The sequence below is a fragment of the Geobacillus sp. 46C-IIa genome (assembly GCF_014679505.1).
In the GTDB taxonomy this organism is placed as follows: domain Bacteria; phylum Bacillota; class Bacilli; order Bacillales; family Anoxybacillaceae; genus Geobacillus.
This window is the reverse complement of record NZ_CP061474.1, coordinates 3,176,175-3,199,658: the sequence shown is the minus strand read 5'-3', so window position 1 is coordinate 3,199,658 and position 23,484 is coordinate 3,176,175. Positions and strand designations below refer to the sequence as shown.

The 23,484-nt window shown below is 52.2% G+C and carries 23 protein-coding genes; 20 read left to right on the top strand and 3 right to left on the bottom strand.

All coding sequences use genetic code 11. From position 1 onward, the window contains the following. The first annotated feature begins 38 nt into the window (after window positions 1-38). The 5 genes from IC803_RS16025 (at window position 39) to IC803_RS16005 (ending at window position 4,619) form a co-directional block, all read left to right on the top strand. The gene (locus tag IC803_RS16025; RefSeq protein ID WP_081210593.1) at window positions 39-1,376 is read left to right on the top strand and encodes a TrkH family potassium uptake protein; all 1,338 of its coding nucleotides are present in this window, start codon (window positions 39-41) and stop codon (window positions 1,374-1,376) included. 298 nt (window positions 1,377-1,674) lie between these two features. After that, window positions 1,675-1,878: a hypothetical protein gene (locus IC803_RS16020; RefSeq protein WP_081210538.1), complete on the top strand. Its 204-nt coding sequence runs from the start codon at window positions 1,675-1,677 to the stop codon at window positions 1,876-1,878. Between the two features lie 155 nt (window positions 1,879-2,033). Then, a complete protein-coding gene (locus tag IC803_RS16015; RefSeq protein ID WP_081210595.1) occupies window positions 2,034-2,540 on the top strand; it encodes a spore coat protein in 507 nt (168 codons plus the stop codon). Between the two features lie 148 nt (window positions 2,541-2,688). After that, window positions 2,689-3,612: an ROK family protein gene (locus IC803_RS16010; RefSeq protein WP_081210540.1), complete on the top strand. Its 924-nt coding sequence runs from the start codon at window positions 2,689-2,691 to the stop codon at window positions 3,610-3,612. 185 nt (window positions 3,613-3,797) lie between these two features. Next, window positions 3,798-4,619 (top strand): undecaprenyl-diphosphate phosphatase, encoded by an 822-nt coding sequence (locus tag IC803_RS16005; RefSeq protein WP_081210542.1) that lies wholly within the window; start codon window positions 3,798-3,800, stop codon window positions 4,617-4,619. Window positions 4,620-4,802: 183 nt separating this feature from the next. Here IC803_RS16005 and IC803_RS16000 read toward each other — a convergent pair whose 3' ends face one another. Beyond that, window positions 4,803-5,873: an undecaprenyldiphospho-muramoylpentapeptide beta-N-acetylglucosaminyltransferase gene (locus IC803_RS16000; protein WP_081210544.1), complete on the bottom strand. Its 1,071-nt coding sequence runs from the start codon at window positions 5,871-5,873 to the stop codon at window positions 4,803-4,805. A gap of 431 nt (window positions 5,874-6,304) precedes the next feature. On the opposite strand from IC803_RS16000, the gene IC803_RS15995 reads away from it, so the two are divergent. The 7 genes from IC803_RS15995 to IC803_RS15965 all read left to right on the top strand — a co-directional run bounded on the left by IC803_RS15995 (window position 6,305) and on the right by IC803_RS15965 (window position 13,696). Next, on the top strand, window positions 6,305-7,033 hold the full coding sequence (locus tag IC803_RS15995) for a polysaccharide deacetylase family protein (protein WP_081210546.1): 729 nt from the start codon (window positions 6,305-6,307) through the stop codon (window positions 7,031-7,033). A gap of 10 nt (window positions 7,034-7,043) precedes the next feature. Next, the gene (locus tag IC803_RS15990) at window positions 7,044-7,640 is read left to right on the top strand and encodes a DedA family protein (protein WP_081210548.1); all 597 of its coding nucleotides are present in this window, start codon (window positions 7,044-7,046) and stop codon (window positions 7,638-7,640) included. Window positions 7,641-7,652: 12 nt separating this feature from the next. Next, on the top strand, window positions 7,653-8,795 hold the full coding sequence (locus IC803_RS15985; protein ID WP_081210550.1) for an MGDG synthase family glycosyltransferase: 1,143 nt from the start codon (window positions 7,653-7,655) through the stop codon (window positions 8,793-8,795). A 156-nt stretch (window positions 8,796-8,951) separates the two neighbouring features. Beyond that, window positions 8,952-10,046, top strand: coding sequence for a D-alanine--D-alanine ligase (locus IC803_RS15980; RefSeq protein ID WP_081210552.1), 1,095 nt, complete (start codon window positions 8,952-8,954; stop codon window positions 10,044-10,046). Window positions 10,047-10,062: 16 nt separating this feature from the next. After that, a complete protein-coding gene (gene murF / locus IC803_RS15975) occupies window positions 10,063-11,439 on the top strand; it encodes a UDP-N-acetylmuramoyl-tripeptide--D-alanyl-D-alanine ligase (RefSeq protein WP_081210554.1) in 1,377 nt (458 codons plus the stop codon). A gap of 73 nt (window positions 11,440-11,512) precedes the next feature. After that, window positions 11,513-12,214: an alpha/beta hydrolase gene (locus IC803_RS15970; RefSeq protein ID WP_081210556.1), complete on the top strand. Its 702-nt coding sequence runs from the start codon at window positions 11,513-11,515 to the stop codon at window positions 12,212-12,214. Window positions 12,215-12,292: 78 nt separating this feature from the next. After that, window positions 12,293-13,696, top strand: coding sequence for a degradosome RNA helicase CshA (locus IC803_RS15965; RefSeq protein ID WP_081210558.1), 1,404 nt, complete (start codon window positions 12,293-12,295; stop codon window positions 13,694-13,696). Window positions 13,697-13,707: 11 nt separating this feature from the next. Here the strand turns inward: IC803_RS15965 and IC803_RS15960 are convergent, their stop codons facing one another. Further along, a complete protein-coding gene (locus IC803_RS15960; RefSeq protein ID WP_081210561.1) occupies window positions 13,708-14,325 on the bottom strand; it encodes a rhomboid family intramembrane serine protease in 618 nt (205 codons plus the stop codon). 149 nt (window positions 14,326-14,474) lie between these two features. Between IC803_RS15960 and acpS the strand changes: the two genes are divergently transcribed. The 8 genes from acpS (at window position 14,475) to hisD (ending at window position 23,214) form a co-directional block, all read left to right on the top strand. After that, on the top strand, window positions 14,475-14,864 hold the full coding sequence (acpS, locus tag IC803_RS15955; protein ID WP_081210563.1) for a holo-ACP synthase: 390 nt from the start codon (window positions 14,475-14,477) through the stop codon (window positions 14,862-14,864). A 79-nt stretch (window positions 14,865-14,943) separates the two neighbouring features. Further along, window positions 14,944-15,957, top strand: coding sequence for a LolA family protein (locus IC803_RS15950; protein WP_081210565.1), 1,014 nt, complete (start codon window positions 14,944-14,946; stop codon window positions 15,955-15,957). A 289-nt stretch (window positions 15,958-16,246) separates the two neighbouring features. Beyond that, window positions 16,247-17,401, top strand: coding sequence for an alanine racemase (alr, locus tag IC803_RS15945; protein ID WP_081210567.1), 1,155 nt, complete (start codon window positions 16,247-16,249; stop codon window positions 17,399-17,401). A gap of 127 nt (window positions 17,402-17,528) precedes the next feature. After that, window positions 17,529-17,810 carry a CopG family ribbon-helix-helix protein gene (locus IC803_RS15940; protein WP_020958454.1) on the top strand — a complete coding sequence of 94 codons (282 nt, stop codon included), beginning with the start codon at window positions 17,529-17,531 and terminating at the stop codon, window positions 17,808-17,810. A gap of 4 nt (window positions 17,811-17,814) precedes the next feature. Beyond that, the gene (gene ndoA / locus IC803_RS15935) at window positions 17,815-18,165 is read left to right on the top strand and encodes a type II toxin-antitoxin system endoribonuclease NdoA (protein ID WP_003253417.1); all 351 of its coding nucleotides are present in this window, start codon (window positions 17,815-17,817) and stop codon (window positions 18,163-18,165) included. Window positions 18,166-18,464: 299 nt separating this feature from the next. Continuing rightward, window positions 18,465-20,627 (top strand): Tex family protein, encoded by a 2,163-nt coding sequence (locus IC803_RS15930; protein ID WP_081210569.1) that lies wholly within the window; start codon window positions 18,465-18,467, stop codon window positions 20,625-20,627. 133 nt (window positions 20,628-20,760) lie between these two features. Beyond that, on the top strand, window positions 20,761-21,762 hold the full coding sequence (locus IC803_RS15925; protein WP_081210571.1) for a LacI family DNA-binding transcriptional regulator: 1,002 nt from the start codon (window positions 20,761-20,763) through the stop codon (window positions 21,760-21,762). Window positions 21,763-21,933: 171 nt separating this feature from the next. After that, on the top strand, window positions 21,934-23,214 hold the full coding sequence (gene hisD / locus IC803_RS15920; protein WP_081210573.1) for a histidinol dehydrogenase: 1,281 nt from the start codon (window positions 21,934-21,936) through the stop codon (window positions 23,212-23,214). Between the two features lie 150 nt (window positions 23,215-23,364). Here hisD and cmpA read toward each other — a convergent pair whose 3' ends face one another. Beyond that, a complete protein-coding gene (gene cmpA, locus IC803_RS15915) occupies window positions 23,365-23,478 on the bottom strand; it encodes a cortex morphogenetic protein CmpA (protein ID WP_089135018.1) in 114 nt (37 codons plus the stop codon). Between the last annotated feature and the right edge of the window lie 6 nt (window positions 23,479-23,484).

Below are 23,484 nucleotides of genomic sequence, written 5' to 3'. Positions count from 1 at the left end.
TATAAAGAAGAAAAGGATAAAGGGGAAGGAATATGCCGATGAATACAAAAGGCAAGTTTTTCGACCCGCCGAAAATTCTCGTGTCGGGATTTGCGCTCATTATTTTCGCCGGGGCGCTGCTTCTTATGCTTCCCATAGCGACTGTTGACGGAAGGGGGCTGCCGTTTTTAGACGCGTTGTTTACGGCGACATCGGCGACGTGTGTAACTGGACTTGTCGTCGTTGATACCGGGACGACGTTTACGTTATTCGGCCAACTCACCATCTTGACGCTCATTCAAGTCGGCGGACTTGGATTTATGACGTTTGCCACGTTGTTTGCCTTTTTGCTCGGCAAGCGCATTTCATTAAAAGAGCGGCTTGTGTTGCAAGAGGCGCTGAACAATTTGACGATTGAAGGCATTGTTCGATTGGTGAAACGCATTTTTATTTTCACCGTCATTATTGAAGGCATTGGTGGCGTATTGCTTTCCATTCGGTTTGCGTTTGATATGCCGCTCGGTCGGGCAATCTATTTCGGTTTTTTCCATGCGATTTCAAACTTTAACAACGCGGGTTTCGATTTAATGGGCGAATTTCGCAGCTTGACCGGGTACGTAGACGACCCGGTCGTCAGCCTTGTCGTGCCGGTATTGATCATTTTAGGGGGGATTGGTTTCATCGTCATGAACGAAGTGTACGAATATCGGCAGACGCGTCGCCTTTCTCTCCATACGAAAGTGGTCGCCATGACGACTGCCTGGCTGCTGCTAATCAGCATGGGGTTGGTTTTGTTGCTCGAGTGGAACAATCCGAAGACGATGGCGCCGCTGTCGCTATCCGGCAAGTTGTTGTCTGCTTTTTATCAGGCCGTCACCCCGAGAACGGCAGGTTCGAATACGCTCAACATCCCTGATTTGACGCAGCCGACCTTGTTCCTAATCATTTTTCTCATGTTTGTCGGCGCTTCTCCGGGTTCGACGGGCGGCGGGATTAAAACGACGACGTTGGCAACATTGCTTGGTGCGGTTTGGTCGCAAGTGCGCGGGAAAGAAGATGTCGTGCTGTATCGGAAACGGATTGTGTATGATGCGGTGTACAAGTCGTTGACAGTGACGATGAGCGGGCTGTTTATCGTTATGTTTGTCACTATGGTGTTGACGATTACCGAGAGCGGAAAAGACTTTTTAATGATTTTATTCGAAGCGACGTCGGCGTTTGGAACCGTCGGACTGTCGATGGGGTTGACGCCGGAATTGTCCCCCTTCGGCAAAATCATTATTATGTTAACGATGTTTGCCGGCCGGGTTGGCCCGCTGACGATCGCGTACGCGGTTACGCTGCGCCGCCAACCGGACCCGTTCCGCTATCCGAAGGGGAAAATTATGATCGGGTAGGCGAATGTCGAGAGGCATACGTTTTTGCATAACCAAACAGCAGTGATTCTTCGCTTTTTCCTAATTATGAAAAAAGATGTCGTCACCGCCACATTGCCTTATCATTTGCGAGAATAATGTCGAGAAAAGAAGAAACATTTCCCCGGAAATCGATGCGTGTCGAATGGTGAAAAAGTTCCCTCTCCGTACGAATTTGCATATCGTACGGCAGAGGGGGGAATGATGATGTGGCTATGGGGATCGATGATTTTGCGGGCTCTGAGCGTAAGCGGGGACAGCTTTAGCGCAGGCATTACCTATGCACTTGCTGATCAGCCGTCCGATGGTTCGTTACCACCATGGCGGACACGGATGGACGGGAGCCATTGGCGGGTTTGCGGCTGGGATGTTGGCAGGAATGATTGCGGCAGAGCTGCTGAATGACGTGGTGGATGACGTGGTCGACGATGTTGCGGATGAGATCGATGTCGACGATGGGGTTGACGGCGGCGATTGGCTGTAACTGCCCCATCGCCAAACGGTGTCTCGCCTAGTGTGTGGTGCTTTTTTCATCGTGCAGGGGGCTTGGACGATGGTGACCGTTTCCTTTCAGTACACATATACATTAAATGGAAATACACCAACAAACATCTTTAGGGAGGAAACGTGATGAACCATATGCACGGGCATATGCACGGCCATCGCCATTTAGCTTGGCATGAAACGTTGGAGCTGCATGAACTCATTGCTTTTCAAGCGAATACGCTTATGAAAATGAAAAAAGCCGTCGGCAACATCGATTGTCCGGAGTTGAAAAGGCTGTATGTCGAGACGATTCAAGGGCTGGAGATGAACGTGCGCGAGCTGCTAGCCTTTATTCCGTCTGCTCCAATGATGGAGGAAACACGCGATCCTGATGATGGCGAACGCGCTTTGCATGCGGGTGACTTGCTTGGCTTTGCGAAAACGTCTGTGCGCAACTATGCCGCGGCCATTACCGAAACGGCGACCCCAGTGTTGCGAAAAACGTTTGTCAAACATTTGCTAAAAGCCATTGACATGCATGAAAAAGCATTTCACTACATGTATGAACGCGGCCACTATCCGGCGTACGACCTCGCCCAGCTTCTTCATCATGATGTCCGCAATGCGCAAAAGGCGTTGTCAATGGGATATGAACGATAATGGAAACGAGCCGCTCCGGCCAACGGAGCGGCTTCTTTCATTGCGGCAGGGAGGAGCTGATGCCCTGGCGGCGAATACATAAAGGCAAGGAAACAGCGAAGCCTAATGGCGTTCGCAGAGAGGAAAATACATAACGGGGGTGTCAACCATGCGTTGCTTTATCGTTTTTGATATTGGCGGCACATATGTGAAACATGCCGTCATGAACGAGCACGGCGATTTTTTAGAAAAAGGGCGTTATCGTTCGGAACGTCATGACTTTCGCCAATTTCAAGATGATTTGCTGAAGGTCGTCCGCCAAGCCCAAGCGCACTATGAACTTTCCGGCATCGCGATCAGTTCGGCAGGCAGCGTCGACAGCGAAAGCGGTGTCATCGGCGGGAGCAGCGCCTTGCCTTGCATTCACGGCCCCAATTTCAAAGAAGTGTTCGGCGGGGAGACGGGACTGCCGATTGAACTGGAAAATGACGCGAATTGTGCCGCGCTCGGTGAGCTTTGGAAAGGAGCGGGGCGGGGCTGCCGCGATATCGCATTTGTCATTGTCGGCACCGGCATCGGCGGGGCGATTGTGAAAGACGGGCGTATTCATAAAGGGGCGCATTTGCATGGCGGGGAGTTTGGTTATATGTTGATGGATGTTGGCTATACAAACGGAACGGTTGAATGCAAAACGTGGAGCGAACTGGCAGCGACGAGTGCGCTCATTCGGATGGTGGCTAGGGAAAAGGGAAGACCGGAAACAGAATTGGATGGTGAAACGGTATTTGCGTTGGCCGAGGGGGGAGATGAAGCCGCGCAAAACGCGATCGACCGGTTTTACTTTTCATTGGCCCACGGCATTTTTAACTTGCAATACGCATACGACCCAGAAAAAATCATTTTAGGTGGAGCCATTAGCAACCGCCCCGATTTCGTTGACGAAATTAACAAGCGCCTTTCGGTGTTGTTGTCGCTCGTCCCGATCGCGAGAGTCCGACCGGTTGTGGCGACGTGCCAGTTTAAAAACGACGCGAATTTGCTTGGCGCCTTGTATCATTACCTAGAGCGGCGCGGGGAGCTTCCGTCTTCCTAAGACAGCATGAACGGACCGCGCTCGTTTTATGACCAAACGGATGTCCATCCAATGCAAAGCGTGGGTAGTAGAAACGAATGATTTATAGTACAATAGAGCAGGCGCGGCCTAAAGCGGAGTGCTATTTTGCTGCTTGGCCCATATGTATAGAAAAGGACGATCCCGCGCAGAAAGGATGGACATGGATGCATTGGATGGAGTTGTTGAAGGCCGTCATTTTAGGAATGGTGGAAGGATTGACGGAGTTCGCCCCCGTTTCCTCGACGGGCCATATGATTATTGTCGATGATCTTTGGTTAAAATCTACGGAGTTTTTAGGCCAATACGCCGCCAATACGTTTAAAGTCGTCATCCAGCTCGGATCCATTTTAGCCGCCGTCGTTGTGTTCAAAGACCGGTTTTTGGACTTGCTCGGTGTTCGTGGCCGCCATCCCGGCGGGAAGCCGCGGCTGACGCTGCTTCATGTCATTATCGGTCTGCTCCCGGCCGGGGTGCTCGGCGTGTTGTTTGAAGACTATATCGATGAACATTTGTTTTCGACGCAAACGGTGCTCATCGGTCTTGTGCTTGGCGCGCTGTTGATGATTGCTGCCGACCAATTCGCCAAAAAGGCGGTGCGGGCGCAGACGGTCGACCAAATCACGTACAAGCAGGCGTTTTTTGTCGGTTTAGTGCAATGTTTGGCCTTATGGCCGGGCTTTTCCCGCTCCGGCTCGACGATCGCCGGCGGGGTGCTTGTCGGCATGAGCCATCGCGCTGCCGCCGATTTCACGTTTATTATGGCTGTTCCGATCATGGCGGGGGCGAGCGGGCTGTCCCTCTTGAAAAACTGGCAATATGTCAGCGCCGCCGACATCCCGTTTTTCATCGCCGGCTTTTTGAGCGCCTTCGTCTTCGCCTTACTTGCGATCCGCTTTTTCCTGCAGCTCATCAACCGCATCCGCCTCGTGCCGTTTGCGGTGTACCGGATTGCGCTTGCGTTGGTCATTTATTTCCTGTATTTCTAGTTGTGCCGCCTGGTGGGGTTGTCCCGCCGGGCGGTTTTGATTTATGGAGTAGTTGGATGCAAACGGGCGGAAAAGAACGAAGAGGGGAAACGAAAGTTTTTTCAATCATATTTGTGGGGGCGTTTTTAATAAAAAACCGAGGCGGTGCCCCGCAAACGTGCGCTGGGCATCGCCTCATTTTGGTCAGCGGGCGGTGTCTTGAATGACGGCGAGAAGCGTTTGCAACGGATCACTGCTGCCGGATTGCTCCATGTTTTTCTTGTATTGGTCTTTGTGTTCGTACAGGCGGCGAATGGCGGCTTGGAACGACTCGTTCGTCAAGTCCTCCTCCATCAGCACTTCCGCATAGCCCGCTTTTTCAAATGAGCGGGCGTTTAAAATTTGGTCGCCGCGGCTTGCTGCTTTCGAGAGCGGAATGAGCAGCATCGGCTTGCGCAAGGCGAGCAGTTCGAAAATGGCGTTCGCACCGGCGCGGGAGACGACGATGTCGGCCAAGGCGAGCAAGTGGGGCAGCTCTTCGTTAACGTATTCGAACTGTTTGTATCCTTTTTGGTCAGCAAGGCTTGAATCGACGTTGCCTTTGCCGCAAATGTGGATGATGTTAAACTCGCTAAGCAGCGCTGGCAGGCAGGCGCGCAGCGTATCGTTGATCGTTTTTGAGCCTAGGCTGCCGCCCATGGCGAGCAGCACCGGTTTTTTGCCGTCAAACTGGCAAATCTTCCGCCCTTGTTCCGCGCGTCCGTGCTTCAGCTCTTCGCGGACGACGGCGCCAACGTAGACCGCTTTGTCGGCATGGACGTGCTCTTTTGTTTCTGGAAAGGTGAGGCAAATTTTCGTCGCAAACGGCATGGCGATTTTGTTGGCGAGCCCGGGCGTCAAGTCGGACTCGTGGATGACCGACGGTACGCCGTTTAACCAGGCGCCGAGAATGACAGGAACAGAGACGAACCCACCTTTGGAAAACACGACCGCTGGCTTTTCTTTTTGAATCAGGCGGTACGCTTGCCAAATCCCTTTTAAGACGTGGAACGGATCTTTGAAGTTTTTCCAATCGAAATAGCGGCGCAGTTTTCCGGTTGACACCGAATAGTACGGGACGTCGTCAATGCGGCCGATAATCTCCCGTTCGATTCCTTGATGGGAGCCGATATAGACGATGTCCCATCCTCGCTCTTTCAGTTTTGGAATGAGGGCGACGTTGACCATCACATGGCCGGCCGTGCCGCCGCCGGTTAAGACGATTTTCTTTCGCAATGCAGATCACCTGTCTTTTTCTCAATAGTGAAGATGTTCAATGAACATCTTTGAGCTAAGCCGCCTTTCCAGAGGCGGCCGCATGCGGCGTTTCCGATCGAACGGCACGCCGCTTTTTACGTCCTAAGCGCCATATACCTATGTATTATAGCAAATTCACCGTCATTTATGGAGGAAACCGAATGGCGGTAAATTTCATATCAGTCAAGGGGCAAGGGAGTGAAAAAGCTAGGCGTTACATGAAATTCTCATCATTTTCCTTTTGATTTTTTATCGAATTCATATATGATCATTAGTTTAGCAGCTTATTTACAAATGGCGAGCGAGAAAGCCCATCCCTTTCGGGATGGGATGAAAGCAAAGAAGATATTCAGTTTCCTATTCTCAAAGGAAGGAAATATTGATAAAGTACTATCGAAGAGGTGAAGACGATGTTGGCATGGCTTGTTGGCTGTTTGATCGCTGGAATCGTGATATACGGGATTGTGCCGACGATCGTCATTCGCAAAAGGCGGGTTCTTCTGTTTCGTGAAGGAACAGCGCCTGACTGCCTTGCTTTGACGTTTGATGACGGTCCTGACCCGTATTATACGCCAAGGCTGTTGGATTTATTAAAGAAATATGGTGTAAAGGCAACGTTTTTCGTCGTCGGCCGGAAAGTCGAGCGTTATCCCGATATTGTGCGGCGAATGGTGGAAGAGGGTCATGAAGTCGGCATTCATAATTACCGCCATATCAGCAACTGGCTGTTGCCGCCGCTTTGGCTCGATTGGGGAGTGCGGCGGGCGGCAGCGGCGATTGAGCGGGCGACGGATCAACGCCCGATCTATTACCGGCCGCCATGGGGGCATTTTAACGCTTGGACGCCCATCGTGCAAAGACGGTATACAACGGTGCTATGGACGCATATTCTTGGGGATTGGAATGAAAATATTGGAACGATGGAGCTGTTCCGCCGCTTGCGCGCTGCCGTGCGCGGCGGGGCGGTCATCGTGCTTCATGATAACGGGGATGCGTTAGGCGCCAACAAGCGTGCGCCGGAACAAATGTTGTCGGCTCTTGAGCTGCTGTTCAAAGATGAAGCGACGAAAAAGATGCGCTGGGTGACGATTACAGAACTGAGAAACGCGCAAACTAACAAACAAATCTCGTCGATGTGATGGGGGAGCTATGGATACGAGCGTATGGTTGCCTTATGTTCAGTCATACGGATATGTGATGCTGTTTTTGTTTTTATTTTGCGGCATCGTCGGCATACCGGCACCGGAGGAAAGTTTGCTTTTTTTCGTCGGTGTGGTGGTTGCCAAAGAGCAGTTGCTGCTTTGGCCGACGCTCGCCTCGTGCTGGGGCGGAACGATGGCCGGCATGTTGGCCGCGTATGGCGCCGGAAGATGGTGGGGAGCGCCGTTTGTGCAAAAGTACGGCAAGTATGTCGGAATTACAGGTGAACGGTGGGAACGGGCCCGCGATTGGTTCCGCCGCTACGGGAAATGGGGCATTTTGTTCGGCTGCTATGCCCCGGGAGTGCGGCAAATCTGTCCGTATATGGCGGGGGTGAGCCGATTCCCGTTTCGGACGTTTGTTTTGTTCGCTACGGTTGGGACAGCGGGCTGGGTCGTTCCGCTGACATTGGCCGGGCTATTGCTTGGCCGGCATATCCATGTCCCCCTCATTTCCTTTCCGCTTGCCGGATTGGCGTTGTTTGTGCTCTTTTTGCTTGCGGCGTGGATTGGGCAGCGGAGGCGAAAAAAATCTTTTGAAAGCTAAAGGGTGCGATCGATGATGAAAGTGTTGTTTTTGCCGTTGTTTCAAATGAATACCGGACACCATAAAGTAGCCGACACGCTGATCGATTTTTTGCGCCGTCAGCTTCCGGCGGTTGAAAGCAAAAAAATCGATTTTTTGAGCTATTGCAATGAGCTGATGGAAAAAATGGTGTCAGAAGCTTATTTGCGCTGGATTCGCTCGCATCCCGCTTCATACCACCGCGTGTACAAGACGTTTATGTATCAGGAGTCAACGCGGCTTGAGTTTGTTTCGTTTGAGCCGTGGCTGCCTTATTTTGAAAGCAAAATGAAAAAGATGTTGGAACAAGAACAGCCGAATTTAATCGTCTGCACCCATTCGTTTCCGTCGCGCATTTTGCAGCAGCTGAAGCGGAAACGGGCGTTGACGGTCCCGGTTGTGAACGTCTATACGGACTTTTTTATGAACAGCATCTGGGGAAAGCGGTTTATCGACTACCATTTTGTCCCCCATCAAGAGGCGAAATGGGAACTGATCACCAAACACGGGATCGATAAAGAGCGCATCATTGTCACCGGTATCCCGGTTCATGACACGTTTATGAACATGCCAGAAGCCAGGCGGAGAAGGCGGCCAACCCATGTGCTCGTCGCCGGCGGAAACCAGGGGCTCGGCAATATGATGGCGTTTTTGCGGGCGGCTCGAACGTCAACATTGTTTCGTTATTCGGTGTTGTGCGGTGCCAATGAACAGCTGTATCATGAAATTGCTAGCTGGCAGCTCCCTCACATCCGCCCGCTTCCGTACATCGCCGATCCGGAGGAGATGAACCGACTGTATGATGAAGCTGACGCGGTCATTACAAAGCCGGGCGGGGTGACCATCAGCGAGCTGCTCCATAAGCGCATCCCGATCTTCACCATCGACTGCTTGCCCGGACAGGAACGCATCAATTTGCAATATTTGCAGCGGAACGGCTTAATTTATCACTTGACTGGGCCGGACAATGGCGAACGGAACATATTCCGCCTGCTGACCGATGACGTGGAGAAAAATCGGTTTTTCCGCCGCGTATCTGACTATTTTGCCGGGGTGGAAAAAACGGGACAAGAAGCGCTCGCGGAAATGGTGACAACGATGCCGCAGCGCATGGCCTGGCGCGTTCTTCGCTCGTAGACGAGCCATCTAACGGACGTTAGATGGCATTTTTTGTGCTGAATGGCTGCAGCGCGGGTGGCGAAACAACCTGCATCGTACATATAAAATATCAGACCGTTGGGCGCGAAACGTGTTACAATAGGAACGATGGCCAAGGAAAGAGGAGGAACGATGATGAAAACGAGAGTCGGAGTGTTATACGGCGGTAAATCGCCGGAACACCAAGTATCTTTGTCGACGGCGATGGCGGTCATGAACGCCATTGATCCTCATAAATTTGATGTCATCCCGATTTATATTACACCGGAAGGGCAATGGATTAAAGGAAAACGATTGACTGGACCGATCGAAGAGGTAAAGCAGTTGCAGTTCACTTCGACGGCAACCGCGATGATTCCTGTATCGTTAAACCAAGTCCCCGCGCCGGATTCGACAACGGAGGGCGACAAGGAAACGATTGATGTAATTTTTCCGCTTTTGCATGGGCCAAACGGCGAAGACGGAACGGTGCAAGGACTGCTGGAAATGCTCAACCTCCCGTACGTCGGCAATGGGGTGCTCGCTTCTGCCGTCGGCATGGATAAAGTGGTGATGAAAAACTTGTTTGCCCAAGCTGGGCTGCGCCAAGCGAAGTATGTGTCAGTGACGAAATATGAATGGAAAAAAGGCGGAGAAGCGGTGTATGACCAGATCGAACAAGAGCTCGGCTATCCATGCTTTGTCAAACCGGCCAACGCCGGTTCGAGCGTCGGCATTTCCAAATGCAAACAGCGCGATGAGTTAAAAACGGCGTTTGCTGAGGCCTTTAAGTATGATCGGAAAATTATTATTGAGGAAGCTATTGTCGGCCGAGAAATTGAGATTGGCGTCATCGGGAATGACGAGCCGGTTTGTTCTGTTGTCGGAGAAATTGTGCCAAAAAAGGAATTTTACGACTATGAGGCGAAATATGAAGACGGGCAAACGGAGTTGATTATTCCTGCTAAGGTGACGCAAGAGCAGTATGAGACGATTAAATCGATGGCCATTGCCGCGTTTAAAGCGCTCGACTTGTCCGGACTTGTGCGCGCCGACTTTTTCCTCGCCGAAGACGGCACCGTTTATATTAACGAAATTAATACGATGCCGGGGTTTACGCCGTACAGCATGTTCCCGCTCCTTTGGCAGCATAGCGGCGTGCCATACTCGGAGCTGATCGAGCGCCTTATTGCGCTGGCATTGGAACGGCATCAAGAAAAGCAGATGATTACGTACACATTTGAAAAGTAAAAGAGGGTGGGAGCGAATGATGAAACGGACGGTGCGGCAAATTGCCGAGATGGCCGGCGGCCGGTGCACGAATCCGGAGTGGGAGAATATTGCCGTCAGCGGCGTATCGACCGACACAAGGACGATCCAAGCCGGCAACTTGTACGTTCCGCTACTTGGAGAGACGTTTAACGGCCACGCTTTCGTGGAAGAAGCGGTGCAAAAAGGGGCGGCAGCCGTGCTATGGGCCGAAGCGGAAGGGGCGCCGCCGGAAAGCGTTCCAGTGATTATCGTCGATGATACGCTTTCGGCTCTGCAGCGTCTCGCCGCTCGCTACCGTGAACAGCTTGGACTGAACGTCGTCGGGGTGACCGGCAGCAACGGCAAAACGACGACGAAGGACATCATTGCAGCTCTTTTGGCGACCCGATATCGCGTGCAAAAAACGGAAGGAAACTTAAACAACCATATCGGTGTACCGCTCACGCTTCTTGCGCTCGAGGAAGGGACAGACATCGCTGTCGTGGAAATGGGAATGAGCGGGTTTGGTGAAATCGAGCGGCTCACGACGATCGCTCAGCCGAATGCCGCCGTCATCACCAACATCGGTGAATCGCACTTGCAAGAGCTCGGGTCGCGGGAAGGCATCGCTAAGGCGAAGCTGGAAATTTTGTCCGGGCTGCACCGTGACGGTTTGTTCGTCTACCACGGCGATGAGCCGCTTTTGGCCGAGCGCGTGCCGAACTTGCCGCTTCCCCGGCACGTTGTGACGTTCGGGGCAGGTGAAGACAATGATTATTATCCGACAGCCGTGCGCGTTGAAGCCGCGGGCACGTCGTTTGCCATCAACGCGCTCCCTGGCCGGATGCTGTTTATGCCGGTATTAGGGAAACACCACGTATACAACGCGCTGGCCGCCATCGCGATCGCCCGCTTTTTTGGCGTCAGTTGGGAGGATATTGACACCGCTCTTTCACGTTTGCAAGTGACGCGTATGCGTACGGAAGTCGTGAAAACGAAACGCGGCTTTACGGTGATTAATGATGCCTACAACGCCAGCCCGACATCGATGCGTGCCGCGTTGACGCTGCTCGGAGAATTGGGCGGCTATGGGAAGAAGATCGCGGTATTGGGCGATATGCTCGAACTCGGCGCCAACGAGGCCGCGTTCCACCAAGAGATTGGGGAAATGCTGCGGCCGGAGATGGCGGATTACGTATTTACCTACGGACCGTTAGCGCGCCATATTGCTGCGGCCGCCGAGCCGTCTTTTGGCCAAGGCCGGGTGAAGGCGTTTGACGATAAAGCGGCATTGGCTGAAGCGGTGCTTTCTGTCGCCTCCGCAGACGATATCGTCCTATTGAAAGCATCGCGTGGCATGAGATTGGAAGAATTGCTCGGTTATTGGGTGTAAAATCGGACGGGACGAGAAAAACTAAAAGCGGCGTCACCGGCGCCGCTTTTCACTCGAGCCGGGGGTGGGGATGATGATCGGCTGTTTATGCATTCATGGATTTACCGGGAGTCCGGAAGAGGTGGCGCCGCTAGCTGACTATTTGCGGGAGCGAACCGACTGGATCGTGGAAACGCCGACATTGCCGGGACATGGAGATGAGTTGCGGCTCAAAGGGATTACATACGACCGGTGGGTCGAAGCGGCTGAACAAGCGTTCCAGGCGCTTAGCCGCCGTTGCGATACGGTATATGTTGTCGGGTTTTCAATGGGCGGGGTGCTCGCCGTCCATTTGGCGGAAAAATATCCGGTCGCTCGGCTTGTGCTGTTGAGTGCCGCGTTTTATTACGTCAATCCGCGTCAATTATGGTGCGACATCCGCGAGATGTTTGCCAACGGCTGGCGTGGAGCGCGAGAGCATCCATTATTCCTTCGCTACCGAAACAAAATGAGGGCGACTCCGTTTTCAGCCGTCAGGGAATTTCGCAAGCTCGTCCGTCATGTGCGCCCCCGCCTTCCGCACGTTCAAGCACCTGTGCTCATCGCCCAAGGAGAAAAAGACGGGATTGTGCCGCTTAAAAGCGCCTATTATTTATATGAAAACATCGGTTCGGCAGAAAAGGCGCTGCTCCTTTTGCCGAATTCGTATCACCACGTCTGCCATAGCGTCGACCGGCACGTACTGTTTACCGAGACGGAAAAATTTTTATGCACCGCCGCCTATCATTGCAAATGACGACATAACGTGGTATGATAACTGTCAAACCTTTCTCACGAATAAAGGGACGATTTTTTATAAGGAGTTTGGATAACATTGACGACATTTCAAGAATTAGGATTAAGTCAGGACGTAATGAAAGCTGTCGAGCTGATGGGGTTTGAAGAAACGACCCCGATTCAAGCGAAAACGATCCCGCTCAGCCTGCAAAATAAAGATGTGATCGGCCAAGCGCAAACTGGAACGGGAAAAACCGCCGCGTTTGGCATCCCGATCGTAGAAAAAGTGGATGTGAAAAACGGCGCCGTTCAGGCGCTCGTCGTTGCACCGACGCGCGAGCTTGCCATTCAAGTGTCGGAAGAACTGTATAAAATCGGTGCGGTCAAGCGGGTGCGCGTTTTGCCGATTTACGGCGGCCAAGATATTGAGCGGCAAATTCGCGCTTTGAAAAAACATCCGCACGTCATCGTCGGCACACCAGGGCGCATCATCGACCATATTCACCGCGGGACGCTCCGCCTTGAACATGTGCATACGGTTGTGCTCGATGAGGCCGATGAGATGCTTAATATGGGCTTTATCGAAGATATTGAGGCGATTTTACGCCATGTGCCGGCCGAACGGCAGACGCTGTTGTTCTCGGCGACGATGCCGGATCCGATCCGCCGGATTGCCGAGCGGTTTATGAACGATCCGGAACTCGTCAAGGTGAAGGCAAAGGAAATGACTGTGCCGAATATCCAGCAGTATTATTTGGAAGTGCACGAGAAAAAGAAATTTGACATTTTAACACGGCTTCTCGATATCCAGGCGCCGGAGCTGGCGATTGTGTTTGGCCGCACGAAGCGGCGCGTCGACGAACTCGCTGAAGCGCTCAACTTGCGGGGCTATGCGGCGGAAGGCATCCATGGCGATCTAAGCCAAGCGAAGCGGTTGTCGGTGCTGCGCAAGTTTAAAGAAGGGTCAATTGAAATTTTAGTGGCCACCGACGTCGCGGCGCGCGGATTGGATATTTCCGGCGTGACGCACGTGTATAACTTTGACATCCCGCAAGATCCGGAAAGCTACGTCCACCGGATCGGGCGCACGGGACGCGCCGGCAAGACAGGAATGGCGATGACGTTTGTGACACCGCGAGAAATCGGTCAGCTCCATCATATTGAGCGGACGACAAAGCGGAAAATGGAGCGGATGAAGCCGCCGACGCTCGATGAGGCGCTCGAAGGCCAACAGCGCGTCGCCATTGAAAAGCTCCTCAACGTGGCGGAAACGGAAAATTTATCATTTTATAAACGGGCGGCTGAGGAATTGCTTGAAGAGCATGACTCCGTGACGATCGTCGCCGCCTGCCTGAAAATGTTGACGCGCGAACCGGACACGACGCCGGTGAAGTTGACGGAAGAGCCGCCTTTAGCGGTCAAGCGGGAGAAAAAGCGGGGCGGCCGCCCGGACGGTTCGGCGCGCGGCCGGACGAAAAAACGGCGGATTACGGCGCATTAAGCGCCGTTTTTTCATGGCCGGATCACATGAAATGTCGGCAGCTGGGGACGGATGGCTAAAAAGGGAGCCAACAAGCCGCCGGTGGCGAAGCCGAATAGATGAGCCATGAGATTTCCGTCCGGTTCCAGCAAGCTAAGCAACAAATGAATCGCGACAATGACCAGCAACAGCTGGGTGTGCTTTGGAGTGAGTAAGTCACGGCGGAACAGGGCGAGATAGCTATACATGCCAAATAAGGCGAAAATGGCTCCTGACGCCCCGACATGGCTGTACATCGGCGGCAGAAGCAGTACGGTGGCGACATTGGCGCCGAAGCCTCCTCCGATATAAAGAAGCAAAAACTTCCCTTTTCCGAGCGCGCGCTCCAGCCACGGGCCGAACAGCCATAGAGAAAGGCTGTTGGCCGCCATATGGTTGAAATCGTAGTGCAGCACGAGCGGGCTAATCAACCGCCAATACTCTCCGTCGCGAATGGCGCCATTCGTCCCGATGACATGTTGCCAAATGGGCTCGAGCGCTGTGAGGGGAAGGACGAACAAAAACCATAAACCGATATGGGCTAGCAACACGGTCGATACAACCGGACAGAGACGGAAGAGTGAGCGGACATCCCCTGTATGGTGAAACATAGCTTTGTCTCCTTTCTTTGCTGAACATCGCATCCCCTGCAGGTGGGGCGATGCGCCGATAGGTTATGTCCGTTTTCTATAAGCCATCTTATGCGCAAAATGTGCAAAAAATTTGTCCGACTATATCGCACGGATAGGTGGAGAAAGTGATGATTGTCGGTATCGGCATTGATATTGTAGAGCTTGAACGGATTCGGTCGCTCCTTGAACGCAACCGCAAACTCCCTGATCGGGTGTTAACACCGCGAGAGAAGGCGCAGTTTGACCGGCTAGCACCTGCTAGACAGGTGGAATTTCTTGCCGGACGATTTGCGGCGAAGGAAGCGTACGCTAAAGCGCTCGGGACAGGGATTGGGCGACATGTATCGTTCCAGGACATCGAGGTCGTTTCCGATGCGTATGGAAAGCCAAGTATTGCTGCCCGCTGCGACGGAGAGATCATTCATCTGTCCATCTCCCATAGCCGCGATTATGCGGTCGCCCAAGTCGTCATTGAGCGCTTCGGGTCGACTGAGCCATCGGACGCTTGCCACGGCTAGTCTGCATATTCTCGAAAGTTGTCTCATATATTGTAGTGCATAGGCAGAAATCGATATATGAGGCAAAGGGGTTGAAGCGATGGGCAGAAAGGTGCTTTTGGCATTGGTCGGCATCATCTTTTTGTTTGCTTTAGCTGGGTGCGGGTCGAAATCGCAGGAGGAAGTGCTTCAAGCGCTCAATGAAAAGATGGACGACATGACAGGCTACCAAGCCGAGGCGAAAATGACGTTCCGCACCGGTGCGAAGCCACAAGTATATCATGTGGAAGTGTGGCATAAGCAGCCGTCGTACTACCGCGTCAGCTTGAAAAACGCCGACAAAGGGCAAAGTCAAATGATTTTGCGCAACGATGAGGGAGTGTTTGTCTTTACGCCGGCTCTCAACAAAAGCTTCAAGTTTGTCAGCGACTGGCCGAAAAACAGCAGTCAAGCGTATTTGTATGAATCGCTCGTCAAAGACATTTTGAGCGACTCAAAGGCGAAGTTTAAAGCGACGAAAGACCACTATGTATTCGAGACAAAAACGAACTATCCAAATAGCGAAGTCGTTCCGACCCAAGAAATTACACTGCGCAAAAAAGATTTGGCGCCCGTCTCGGTCAAAGTGATGGATACAGACCGAAAAGCGCTGTTGACAGTGGAATTTTCCAATGTTGAATTTAACAAAAAATTCGATGATGATGCGTTCGACACATCGAAAAACATGACCGGTGCACGTCTCGAAGTGCCGGCGATGGCGGAAGGAAAAGAACAAGTGATGGAAGTCATGTACCCGAGCCAGCTCCCGGAAGGCGTCCAAGCGCTTGAGGAAAAAGAAGTAAAAAGTGAAGACGGCACGCGGGTCATTATGACATTCGGCGGCAAAAAATCGTTTACGCTCGTTCAAGAAAAAGCGGAAGTGCTCCCGGCCACGAGCATGCCAGTGCTTGTCAACGGTGATCCGGTTGATTTAGGATTTACGGTCGGCGCCCTCACTGATCAAACGTTGACATGGTCATACAACGGGGTGGAATTTACGCTCGCCTCTGATGATCTAACACCGGAAGAAATGGTGATGGTTGCCAGCTCGGTGCGAGAAAAAGCAACAAAATAACCATGAAGCCTGCGAAAAGGCGTGCCTTTCCGCTTTGAGGGCGGGAGGCCGCCTTATTTTTTCATGGCGTGAGGGTTCGGTCCGGTGAAAAAGGTCTCGCCTCTAGCCGGCATAGGACTAAACGGGATGAAAAGCAGGGGAAGCAAGGTTTCTCGATTTCCGCTGCGTTCAGGCGCTTTTCTGACGTTCAACCTATTCCTTCTTCAGCAAAGACGTGGTAAACTAAGAAAGGATGAAAACAGATTCAAGCGCTTTCAAACTTGCGTGATGAGAAAGGCAGCGAGAGAGGATGGACGACTTTCACCGCGATACGTGGGCGGAAATTGACTTGGATGCCATTTACGACAACGTTGCGAATTTGCGCCGCTTTTTGCCGGATGGAACGCGGGTGATGGCCGTCGTGAAGGCGAACGCCTACGGACATGGTGACGCCCAAGTGGCGGAAACGGCGCTAGAAGCCGGCGCTTCCTATTTAGCTGTCGCCTTTTTGGACGAGGCGCTCGCCTTAAGGAAAAAAGGCATCAATGCGCCCATTTTAGTGCTCGGGGCGTCCCGCCCGGCCGATGTGGCGCTGGCCGCCCAACATCGCATTGCTTTAACCGTGTTTCGCGCTGATTGGGTAGAAGAGGCGTCATCCATTTACACGGACTCGGCCCGGGTTCACTTTCATTTGAAAATGGACACCGGAATGGGAAGGCTCGGGGTGAAAAACGAAGAGGAGACAAAGCGCATCATGGCGCTGATTGATCGCCACCCGTCCTTTATCCTTGAAGGGGCATATACGCATTTTGCGACAGCTGATGAAGTGAATACAGACTATCTTTCTTATCAATATGGCCGCTTTTTGCGTATGCTCGAATGGCTGCCGTCGCGGCCGCCGCTCGTTCATTGTGCCAACAGCGCGGCGACGCTCCGCTTTCCCGATCGAGCGTTCAATATGGTCCGCTTCGGCATTTCCATGTACGGACTCGCTCCGTCGCCAAGCATCAAGCCGCTGCTTCCATACGAACTCAAGGAGGCGTTTTCGCTCCATAGCCGCCTCGTGCATGTGAAAAAGCTGCAGCCGGGGGAAAAGGTCAGTTACGGAGCGACGTATACCGCGCAAGCGGAAGAGTGGATCGGCACGATCCCGATCGGCTATGCGGACGGCTGGCTCCGTCGTCTGCAACATTTTCATGTGCTCGTGAACGGGCAAAGGGCGCCGATTGTCGGCCGCATTTGCATGGATCAATGCATGATCCGCCTGCCTGGGCCGCTGCCGATCGGCACGAAGGTGACTTTGATCGGTCGTCAAGGGGATGAAACCATCTCAGTCGATGATGTCGCCCGCCAGTTGGAAACAATTAATTACGAAGTGCCTTGCACAATCAGTTATCGGGTGCCCCGTATTTTTTTCCGAAATAAGCGTATAATGGAAGTGAGAAATGCTGTTTGTCACGGGTGAAGCGGTGCATAACCTGCTTCAGAAGACAAAGGATAGAAAATGGAGAAATGACTTTGCAGCGCCGTTGTTTAATGGTATCATGAAATGGAAGCAATGAATGGCTGCAGTTCGTGGAGGTGTATGATTCGTGTCGGAATCTGGCGCAACAACGGAAATCATCGTTCGTTTGCCGCAGTCGCTGCTGACAGAACTGGACGGGCTCGTAAAGCAGGAGAATGGCAATCGCAATGAACTCATTTATCAGGCGACGAAAATGTATATTCGCGAGCGAAAAAAACGGCAAATTCGCGAGGCGATGAGACGAGGCTACATGGAAATGGCCAAAATCAATTTATCTATTGCTTCTGAAGCGTTTCATGCTGAATATGAGGCCGACCACACCGTTGAACGCTTAGTTAGCGGGGGGTAATGCTTTGATTGTCAAACGTGGCGACGTTTATTTTGCGGACCTTTCCCCGGTCGTTGGCTCAGAGCAGGGCGGCGTACGCCCCGTGTTGGTGATCCAAAACGATATCGGCAATCGCTTCAGTCCGACGGTAATTGTCGCGGCGATTACGGCGCAAATCCAAAAGGCGAAACTGCCGACGCACGTCGAAATTGATGCGAAACGCTACGGGTTTGAGCGCGATTCGGTCATTTTGCTTGAGCAAATTCGTACGATTGATAAACAACGGTTGACCGATAAAATTACCCACTTGGATGATGAAATGATGGATAAGGTCGATGAGGCGCTGCAAATCAGCTTGGGTTTGATCGACTTTTGATACTGTGCGAAGAAGCCCCCTGCCTTAGCGAGTCAAACAGCGGGAGGGAGCGATGTTTTGTTTGCCAAGGGCAAATAGGCGGATAGGCGAAGCGGCGTTGAGCGTGCGACGCTGGATTTTATTATGGTATTTTTATGTCAATGGCAAAGACGGGCAGATCGGCTCTCATAACGGTCTGTCCTTTCATTTTTATTTGGTTTCGTAAAGAAGACTCCGAGCCTCAAGCGCGCGAAAGGCGCAGCCCAGCGATCAGCGGGGGAGGAATTTCGGCTGATGCTATACATAAGGGAGGGAAACGCTTGACGAACGAACAGCGGCTCATTTCAATCATCGCCGCCGAGCAACAGTTGGCAGCGAAACAAGTCGAAAATGTCATCGCGCTTCACCGGGAAGGCAACACGATCCCGTTTATCGCTCGCTACCGGAAGGAAATGACGGGGGCGCTCGATGAAGTGCAAATCCGTGACGTGCTCGAACGATGGGAATATTTGCAGCATTTAGAACAGCGGAAAGAAGAAGTCATTCGGTTGATTGATGAGCAAGGGAAATTGACGGAAGAATTGAAAAACACGATTATAAGCGCTACGAAGCTGCAGCAAGTCGAAGATCTATATCGCCCTTACCGACAAAAACGGCGCACGAAAGCGACGATCGCCAAAGAAAAAGGGCTCGAGCCGCTTGCCGATTGGCTTCTTTCCTTCCCCGCCGCTCCAGCTCCTGAAGAGCAGGCCGAGGCGTTTGTCGATGTCGAAAAAGGGGTGGCCACTGTTGACGAGGCGTTGCAAGGGGCGAAAGACATCATCGCTGAACGGGTGGCTGACGATGCTAACCTTCGCCAATGGGTGCGCGAACAAACGCGTCGGAAAGGAACGATCGCTTCGGCCGCCAAAGCGCCGGAAAAGGACGAAAAGAACGTTTACGAAATGTACTACGACTATGAAGAGCCGATCGCCAAAATCGTCCCCCATCGCGTCTTAGCCTTAAACCGCGGTGAAAAGGAAGAGGTATTGCGCGTAGCGGTCAAACCGCCGGTCGAGGAGATCATTCGCTACCTGCTGCGAAAGACCATCGCCAATGAATCATCCCCCGCCGCCCCACTTGTGGCGGAAGCGGTTGAAGACGGATACAAGCGGCTGATGGAGCCTGCCATTGAACGTGAGATCCGCAGCGAGCTGACGGAAAAGGCAGAAGAACGGGCGATCCATATTTTTGCCGAAAACTTGCGCAAGCTGCTTCTTCAGCCACCGTTGAAAGGAAAAACGGTCCTCGGCATCGACCCAGCTTACCGAACCGGATGCAAACTCGCCATCGTTGACGAAACCGGAAAGCTGCTCCGCATCGATGTCATGTACCCGCACCCGCCTCAAGAACGGAAAGAAGAAGCGCGAACAAAGCTTCTGCGCTTGCTCGATGACTATCATGTGGACATGGTCGCCATCGGCAACGGAACGGCATCGCGGGAAACGGAGCAGTTTGTCGCCGATACGCTGAAGCAAGTGAAGCGTGACATCTTTTATGTCATCGTCAACGAGGCGGGGGCGAGCGTCTACTCCGCCTCCGACCTTGCGCGCGCCGAGTTTCCGGACTTGCAAGTCGAAGAGCGGAGCGCCGTTTCCATCGCTCGCCGTGTTCAAGATCCGCTCGCCGAGCTCGTCAAAATCGACCCAAAATCGGTCGGGGTCGGTCAGTACCAGCATGATGTTTCGCAAAAGAAGCTGGCCGAATCGCTCCGTTTCGTCGTTGAGACGGTCGTCAACCAAGTTGGCGTCAACGTCAACACCGCCTCCGTTTCGTTGTTGCAGTACGTGTCAGGGCTGACGAAAACGGTGTCGGAAAACATCGTCAAGCGCCGCGAAGAGCAAGGAAAATTCCGCAGCCGTGAAGAGCTGAAAACGATCCCGCGGCTTGGAGCAAAAACGTACGAGCAATGCATCGGCTTTTTGCGCATTCCCGACGGGGAGGAGCCGCTTGACCGCACGCCGATTCACCCCGAGCGGTACGTAGAAGTGAAGCAGCTATTGCATACATTAGGATTTACAACCGACGCCATCGGCAGCGGTGAACTGCGCCAAGCGCTGCAAGCCATCGATATCGAAGCAACGGCAGCTGAACTTGGCATCGGTGGACTGACATTGCGCGACATCATCGACGCTTTATGCCGTCCGGAGCGCGACCCGCGTGACGAGCTGCCCAAACCGCTGCTTCGCAAAGACGTCTTGAAAATGGAGGATTTAAAACCGGGCATGGAGCTTGAAGGCACAGTGCGCAATGTTGTTGACTTCGGCGCTTTTGTCGACATCGGCGTCAAACAGGACGGGCTGGTACACATTTCAAAACTCAGCAAACAATACGTGCGCCATCCGCTCGACATTGTTTCCATCGGCGATGTTGTCAAAGTATGGGTCGAGCACGTCGATGTGGCGAAAGGGAGAATTTCATTATCAATGTTGCCTCCAGAGTAAGCGGCGTTTGTTCTTAAGATTTCAGCCGCTTTAATGGCGGAAGAGATCAACCCCCCATGGGCATGCGAGCGCTCTGACAGGCTGGCATGCCCTTATCACAGCTATAGTCAGCTGGAAGAAGGAGGGAGTGTTGTTGAAGAAAAAGCCGGTCAATTCCATGGAAGTAGCGAAAAAGGCAGGGGTATCCCAATCAACCGTTTCTCGCGTGTTCACCCCGGGTTCGAGCGTGTCACCGAAAACGAGAAGGCGGGTGCTTGAAGCAGCGCGGGAGCTTGGCTATCGCCCTAACGCGTTGGCTAGAGGACTGATCATGAATAAAACTAATATCATTGGCTTGGCGATGAGGGATATCCAAAATCCGTTCTATCCTGAAGTATTGGAGAAATTCACAAAAGCGTTGCGTGACAACGGTTACCACGTCCTTTTTGTTCATACGGAGAACGACGAGATCAACCAAGATGAAATATCAGAATTTCTTGAATACAATGTCGAAGGTGTCATTGTGACCGATGCCACGTTATCGCCGAATATCATCTCCTCCCTTTCAAGCAACGGCATACCGGTCATATTGTTTAACCGCCGCATGGACGGCCTTCCTTGCCATTCGGTGAGCTGCGATAATTATACCGCGGGCAAAAAAATTGGCAAATACTTGTACGAGCTCGGATATAGACGGATGGCATATATACGCGGACGCAAGAACACCTCGACAAATGACGACCGCGAGCGGGGGTTTTGTGAGGCTCTGATGGGGAGAGGAGCAGAACTTTACATCGAGGACGGAGAGTTTACTTATGAAGGGGGATATAATGCTGCTTTGCGGCTATTAGACAAAAGAGAGCGGCCCGAGGTGATCTTTGGGGCTAACGATATCACGGCCTTAGGGGCCATGGATGCCGCCAGATCGATAGGATTATCGATTCCAGATGACGTGGCGGTCATCGGTTTTGACGATATCACAATGGCGTCTTGGCCTAGTTACTGTTTAACAACATGGAGGCAGCCTGTTGATGAGATGATCGAATGGACGCTGGCAAAACTGTTCGAAGAAATAGACGGAGGAGACGGGAAACCGTCATCGATTTTATTTCCAGGCATATTGGTCGAAAGAGGAAGTGTGAAAAAAAGGAGTTGACAAAAGAAAACGCTTTACATTATTATTTTTACAGAATCCGCGGAAACGTTTGAAATTTCTATAGGTAGGGGGATCCCCCTTTTCGTGCCACAAATTGAATACGTATTCAATATACTAAAAAGTTAAACTCTTTTATAAAATGCATACGTATGCAAAGAGGAGGGAAAGGAAATGGCGATGTTTTTAAAACAAGGAAAGCCGCAAGAAGAAATTGCCCAGCACGATGCGCAAGTGGCGGAAACTGTGCGGCAGATAATTAAGAAAATTGAGCTTGAGGGGGATGCGGCAGTCCGAGAACTGTCACTTCAGTTTGATAACTGGTCTCCGCTGAGTTTTCGTCTTACCGAGGAGCAAATCTTAGATATTATCAGCACTGTTCCGAAACAAACGATTGAGGACATTAAATTCGCGCAAAGCAATATTAGACGATTTGCTGAGGAACAAAGAAAAGCGCTAAAAGACATTGAAGTCGAAACACTGCCTGGAGTGATTCTCGGCCATAAAAACATCCCGGTCAACAGCGTCGGGTGCTACATACCTGGGGGGCGCTACCCGATGGTTGCTTCGGCGCATATGAGCGTTCTAACGGCAAAAGTGGCAGGGGTCAAACGGGTGATTGCCTGCACGCCGCCTATCCGCGGGGAAATCCCAGCAGCGACCGTCGCCGCCATGCATTTGGCAGGAGCGGATGAAATTTATATTTTGGGCGGCGTTCAAGCCATGGCGGCCATGGCGATCGGCACGGAAACGATCGAGCCTGTCGATATGTTAGTTGGCCCAGGAAACGCGTATGTGGCTGAAGCGAAACGGCAACTGTACGGCCGTGTAGGCATCGACTTGTTTGCTGGTCCGACCGAAACATTGATCATCGCGGACGAAACCGCTGATGCCGAAATGGTCGCCACGGACTTGCTGGGACAGGCCGAGCATGGACCGACTTCTCCGTGCGTGCTGATTACGACATCGGAGAAGTTAGCCCGGGAGACGTTGGAGGAGGTCGAACGGCAGTTAGCGGTGCTCCCTACCGCTGATGTCGCAAGCGTAGCGTGGCGGGATTACGGTACCGTCATCGTCGTCGAGGACGAGGAAGAGGCTTTGCGGGAGGCAGACAAGCTGGCGTTTGAGCACGTTCAAGTTTTGACCAAAAATCCGGATTACTTCTTAGAGAATTTAACAAACTACGGGAGCTTGTTCCTTGGCCCTGAAACGAACGTCGCTTACGGTGACAAAGTGATCGGCACAAACCACACTTTGCCGACGAAAAAAGCAGCCCGTTATACTGGCGGCCTGTGGGTTGGGAAGTTCTTGAAAACATGCACTTATCAAAAAGTAAGCAAAGAAGCGAGCGCTTTTATTGGCGAGTACGCCGTCCGCCTCTGCGAAATCGAGAACTTTGCGGGTCACGCTCAACAGGCTCGGCTTCGCGTCGAGCGTTATGGCAAAAGGCAATAAACATTGCAAGGCTTGGGCAGTCGGTTGTTAGACTGCCCAAGTTCATGCATCGTAAAAAGTACAGGGGAGGAAAAAAGGTTCATCGGTATCATTGGGTTGCTTGGAGGATTGACGCTTCTAACGATCATGACAGTGAGAGGAATGAACCTCCTACGAACAGTGTTTCCTCCGATAAAAAAACCAACATTGGTTTAACAGCTTAATTTGATCCCGATTTTTCTCATAATAGGCTCGTCTCATCTGATTTTTTAGCCACGTAGGCAAAGCAGT

Bases quoted from the DNA above. Each gene is read 5' to 3' on its own strand.
- IC803_RS16025 (WP_081210593.1), top strand. From the start codon at position 39: ATGAATACAAAAGGCAAGTTTTTCGACCCGCCGAAAATTCTCGTGTCG.
- IC803_RS16020 (WP_081210538.1), top strand. From the start codon at position 1,675: ATGCACTTGCTGATCAGCCGTCCGATGGTTCGTTACCACCATGGCGGA.
- IC803_RS16015 (WP_081210595.1), top strand. From the start codon at position 2,034: ATGCACGGGCATATGCACGGCCATCGCCATTTAGCTTGGCATGAAACG.
- IC803_RS16010 (WP_081210540.1), top strand. From the start codon at position 2,689: ATGCGTTGCTTTATCGTTTTTGATATTGGCGGCACATATGTGAAACAT.
- IC803_RS16005 (WP_081210542.1), top strand. From the start codon at position 3,798: ATGCATTGGATGGAGTTGTTGAAGGCCGTCATTTTAGGAATGGTGGAA.
- IC803_RS15995 (WP_081210546.1), top strand. From the start codon at position 6,305: ATGTTGGCATGGCTTGTTGGCTGTTTGATCGCTGGAATCGTGATATAC.
- IC803_RS15990 (WP_081210548.1), top strand. From the start codon at position 7,044: ATGGATACGAGCGTATGGTTGCCTTATGTTCAGTCATACGGATATGTG.
- IC803_RS15985 (WP_081210550.1), top strand. From the start codon at position 7,653: ATGATGAAAGTGTTGTTTTTGCCGTTGTTTCAAATGAATACCGGACAC.
- IC803_RS15980 (WP_081210552.1), top strand. From the start codon at position 8,952: ATGAAAACGAGAGTCGGAGTGTTATACGGCGGTAAATCGCCGGAACAC.
- murF (WP_081210554.1), top strand. From the start codon at position 10,063: ATGATGAAACGGACGGTGCGGCAAATTGCCGAGATGGCCGGCGGCCGG.
- IC803_RS15970 (WP_081210556.1), top strand. From the start codon at position 11,513: ATGATCGGCTGTTTATGCATTCATGGATTTACCGGGAGTCCGGAAGAG.
- IC803_RS15960 (WP_081210561.1), bottom strand. From the start codon at position 14,325: ATGTTTCACCATACAGGGGATGTCCGCTCACTCTTCCGTCTCTGTCCG.
- acpS (WP_081210563.1), top strand. From the start codon at position 14,475: ATGATTGTCGGTATCGGCATTGATATTGTAGAGCTTGAACGGATTCGG.
- IC803_RS15950 (WP_081210565.1), top strand. From the start codon at position 14,944: ATGGGCAGAAAGGTGCTTTTGGCATTGGTCGGCATCATCTTTTTGTTT.
- alr (WP_081210567.1), top strand. From the start codon at position 16,247: ATGGACGACTTTCACCGCGATACGTGGGCGGAAATTGACTTGGATGCC.
- hisD (WP_081210573.1), top strand. From the start codon at position 21,934: ATGGCGATGTTTTTAAAACAAGGAAAGCCGCAAGAAGAAATTGCCCAG.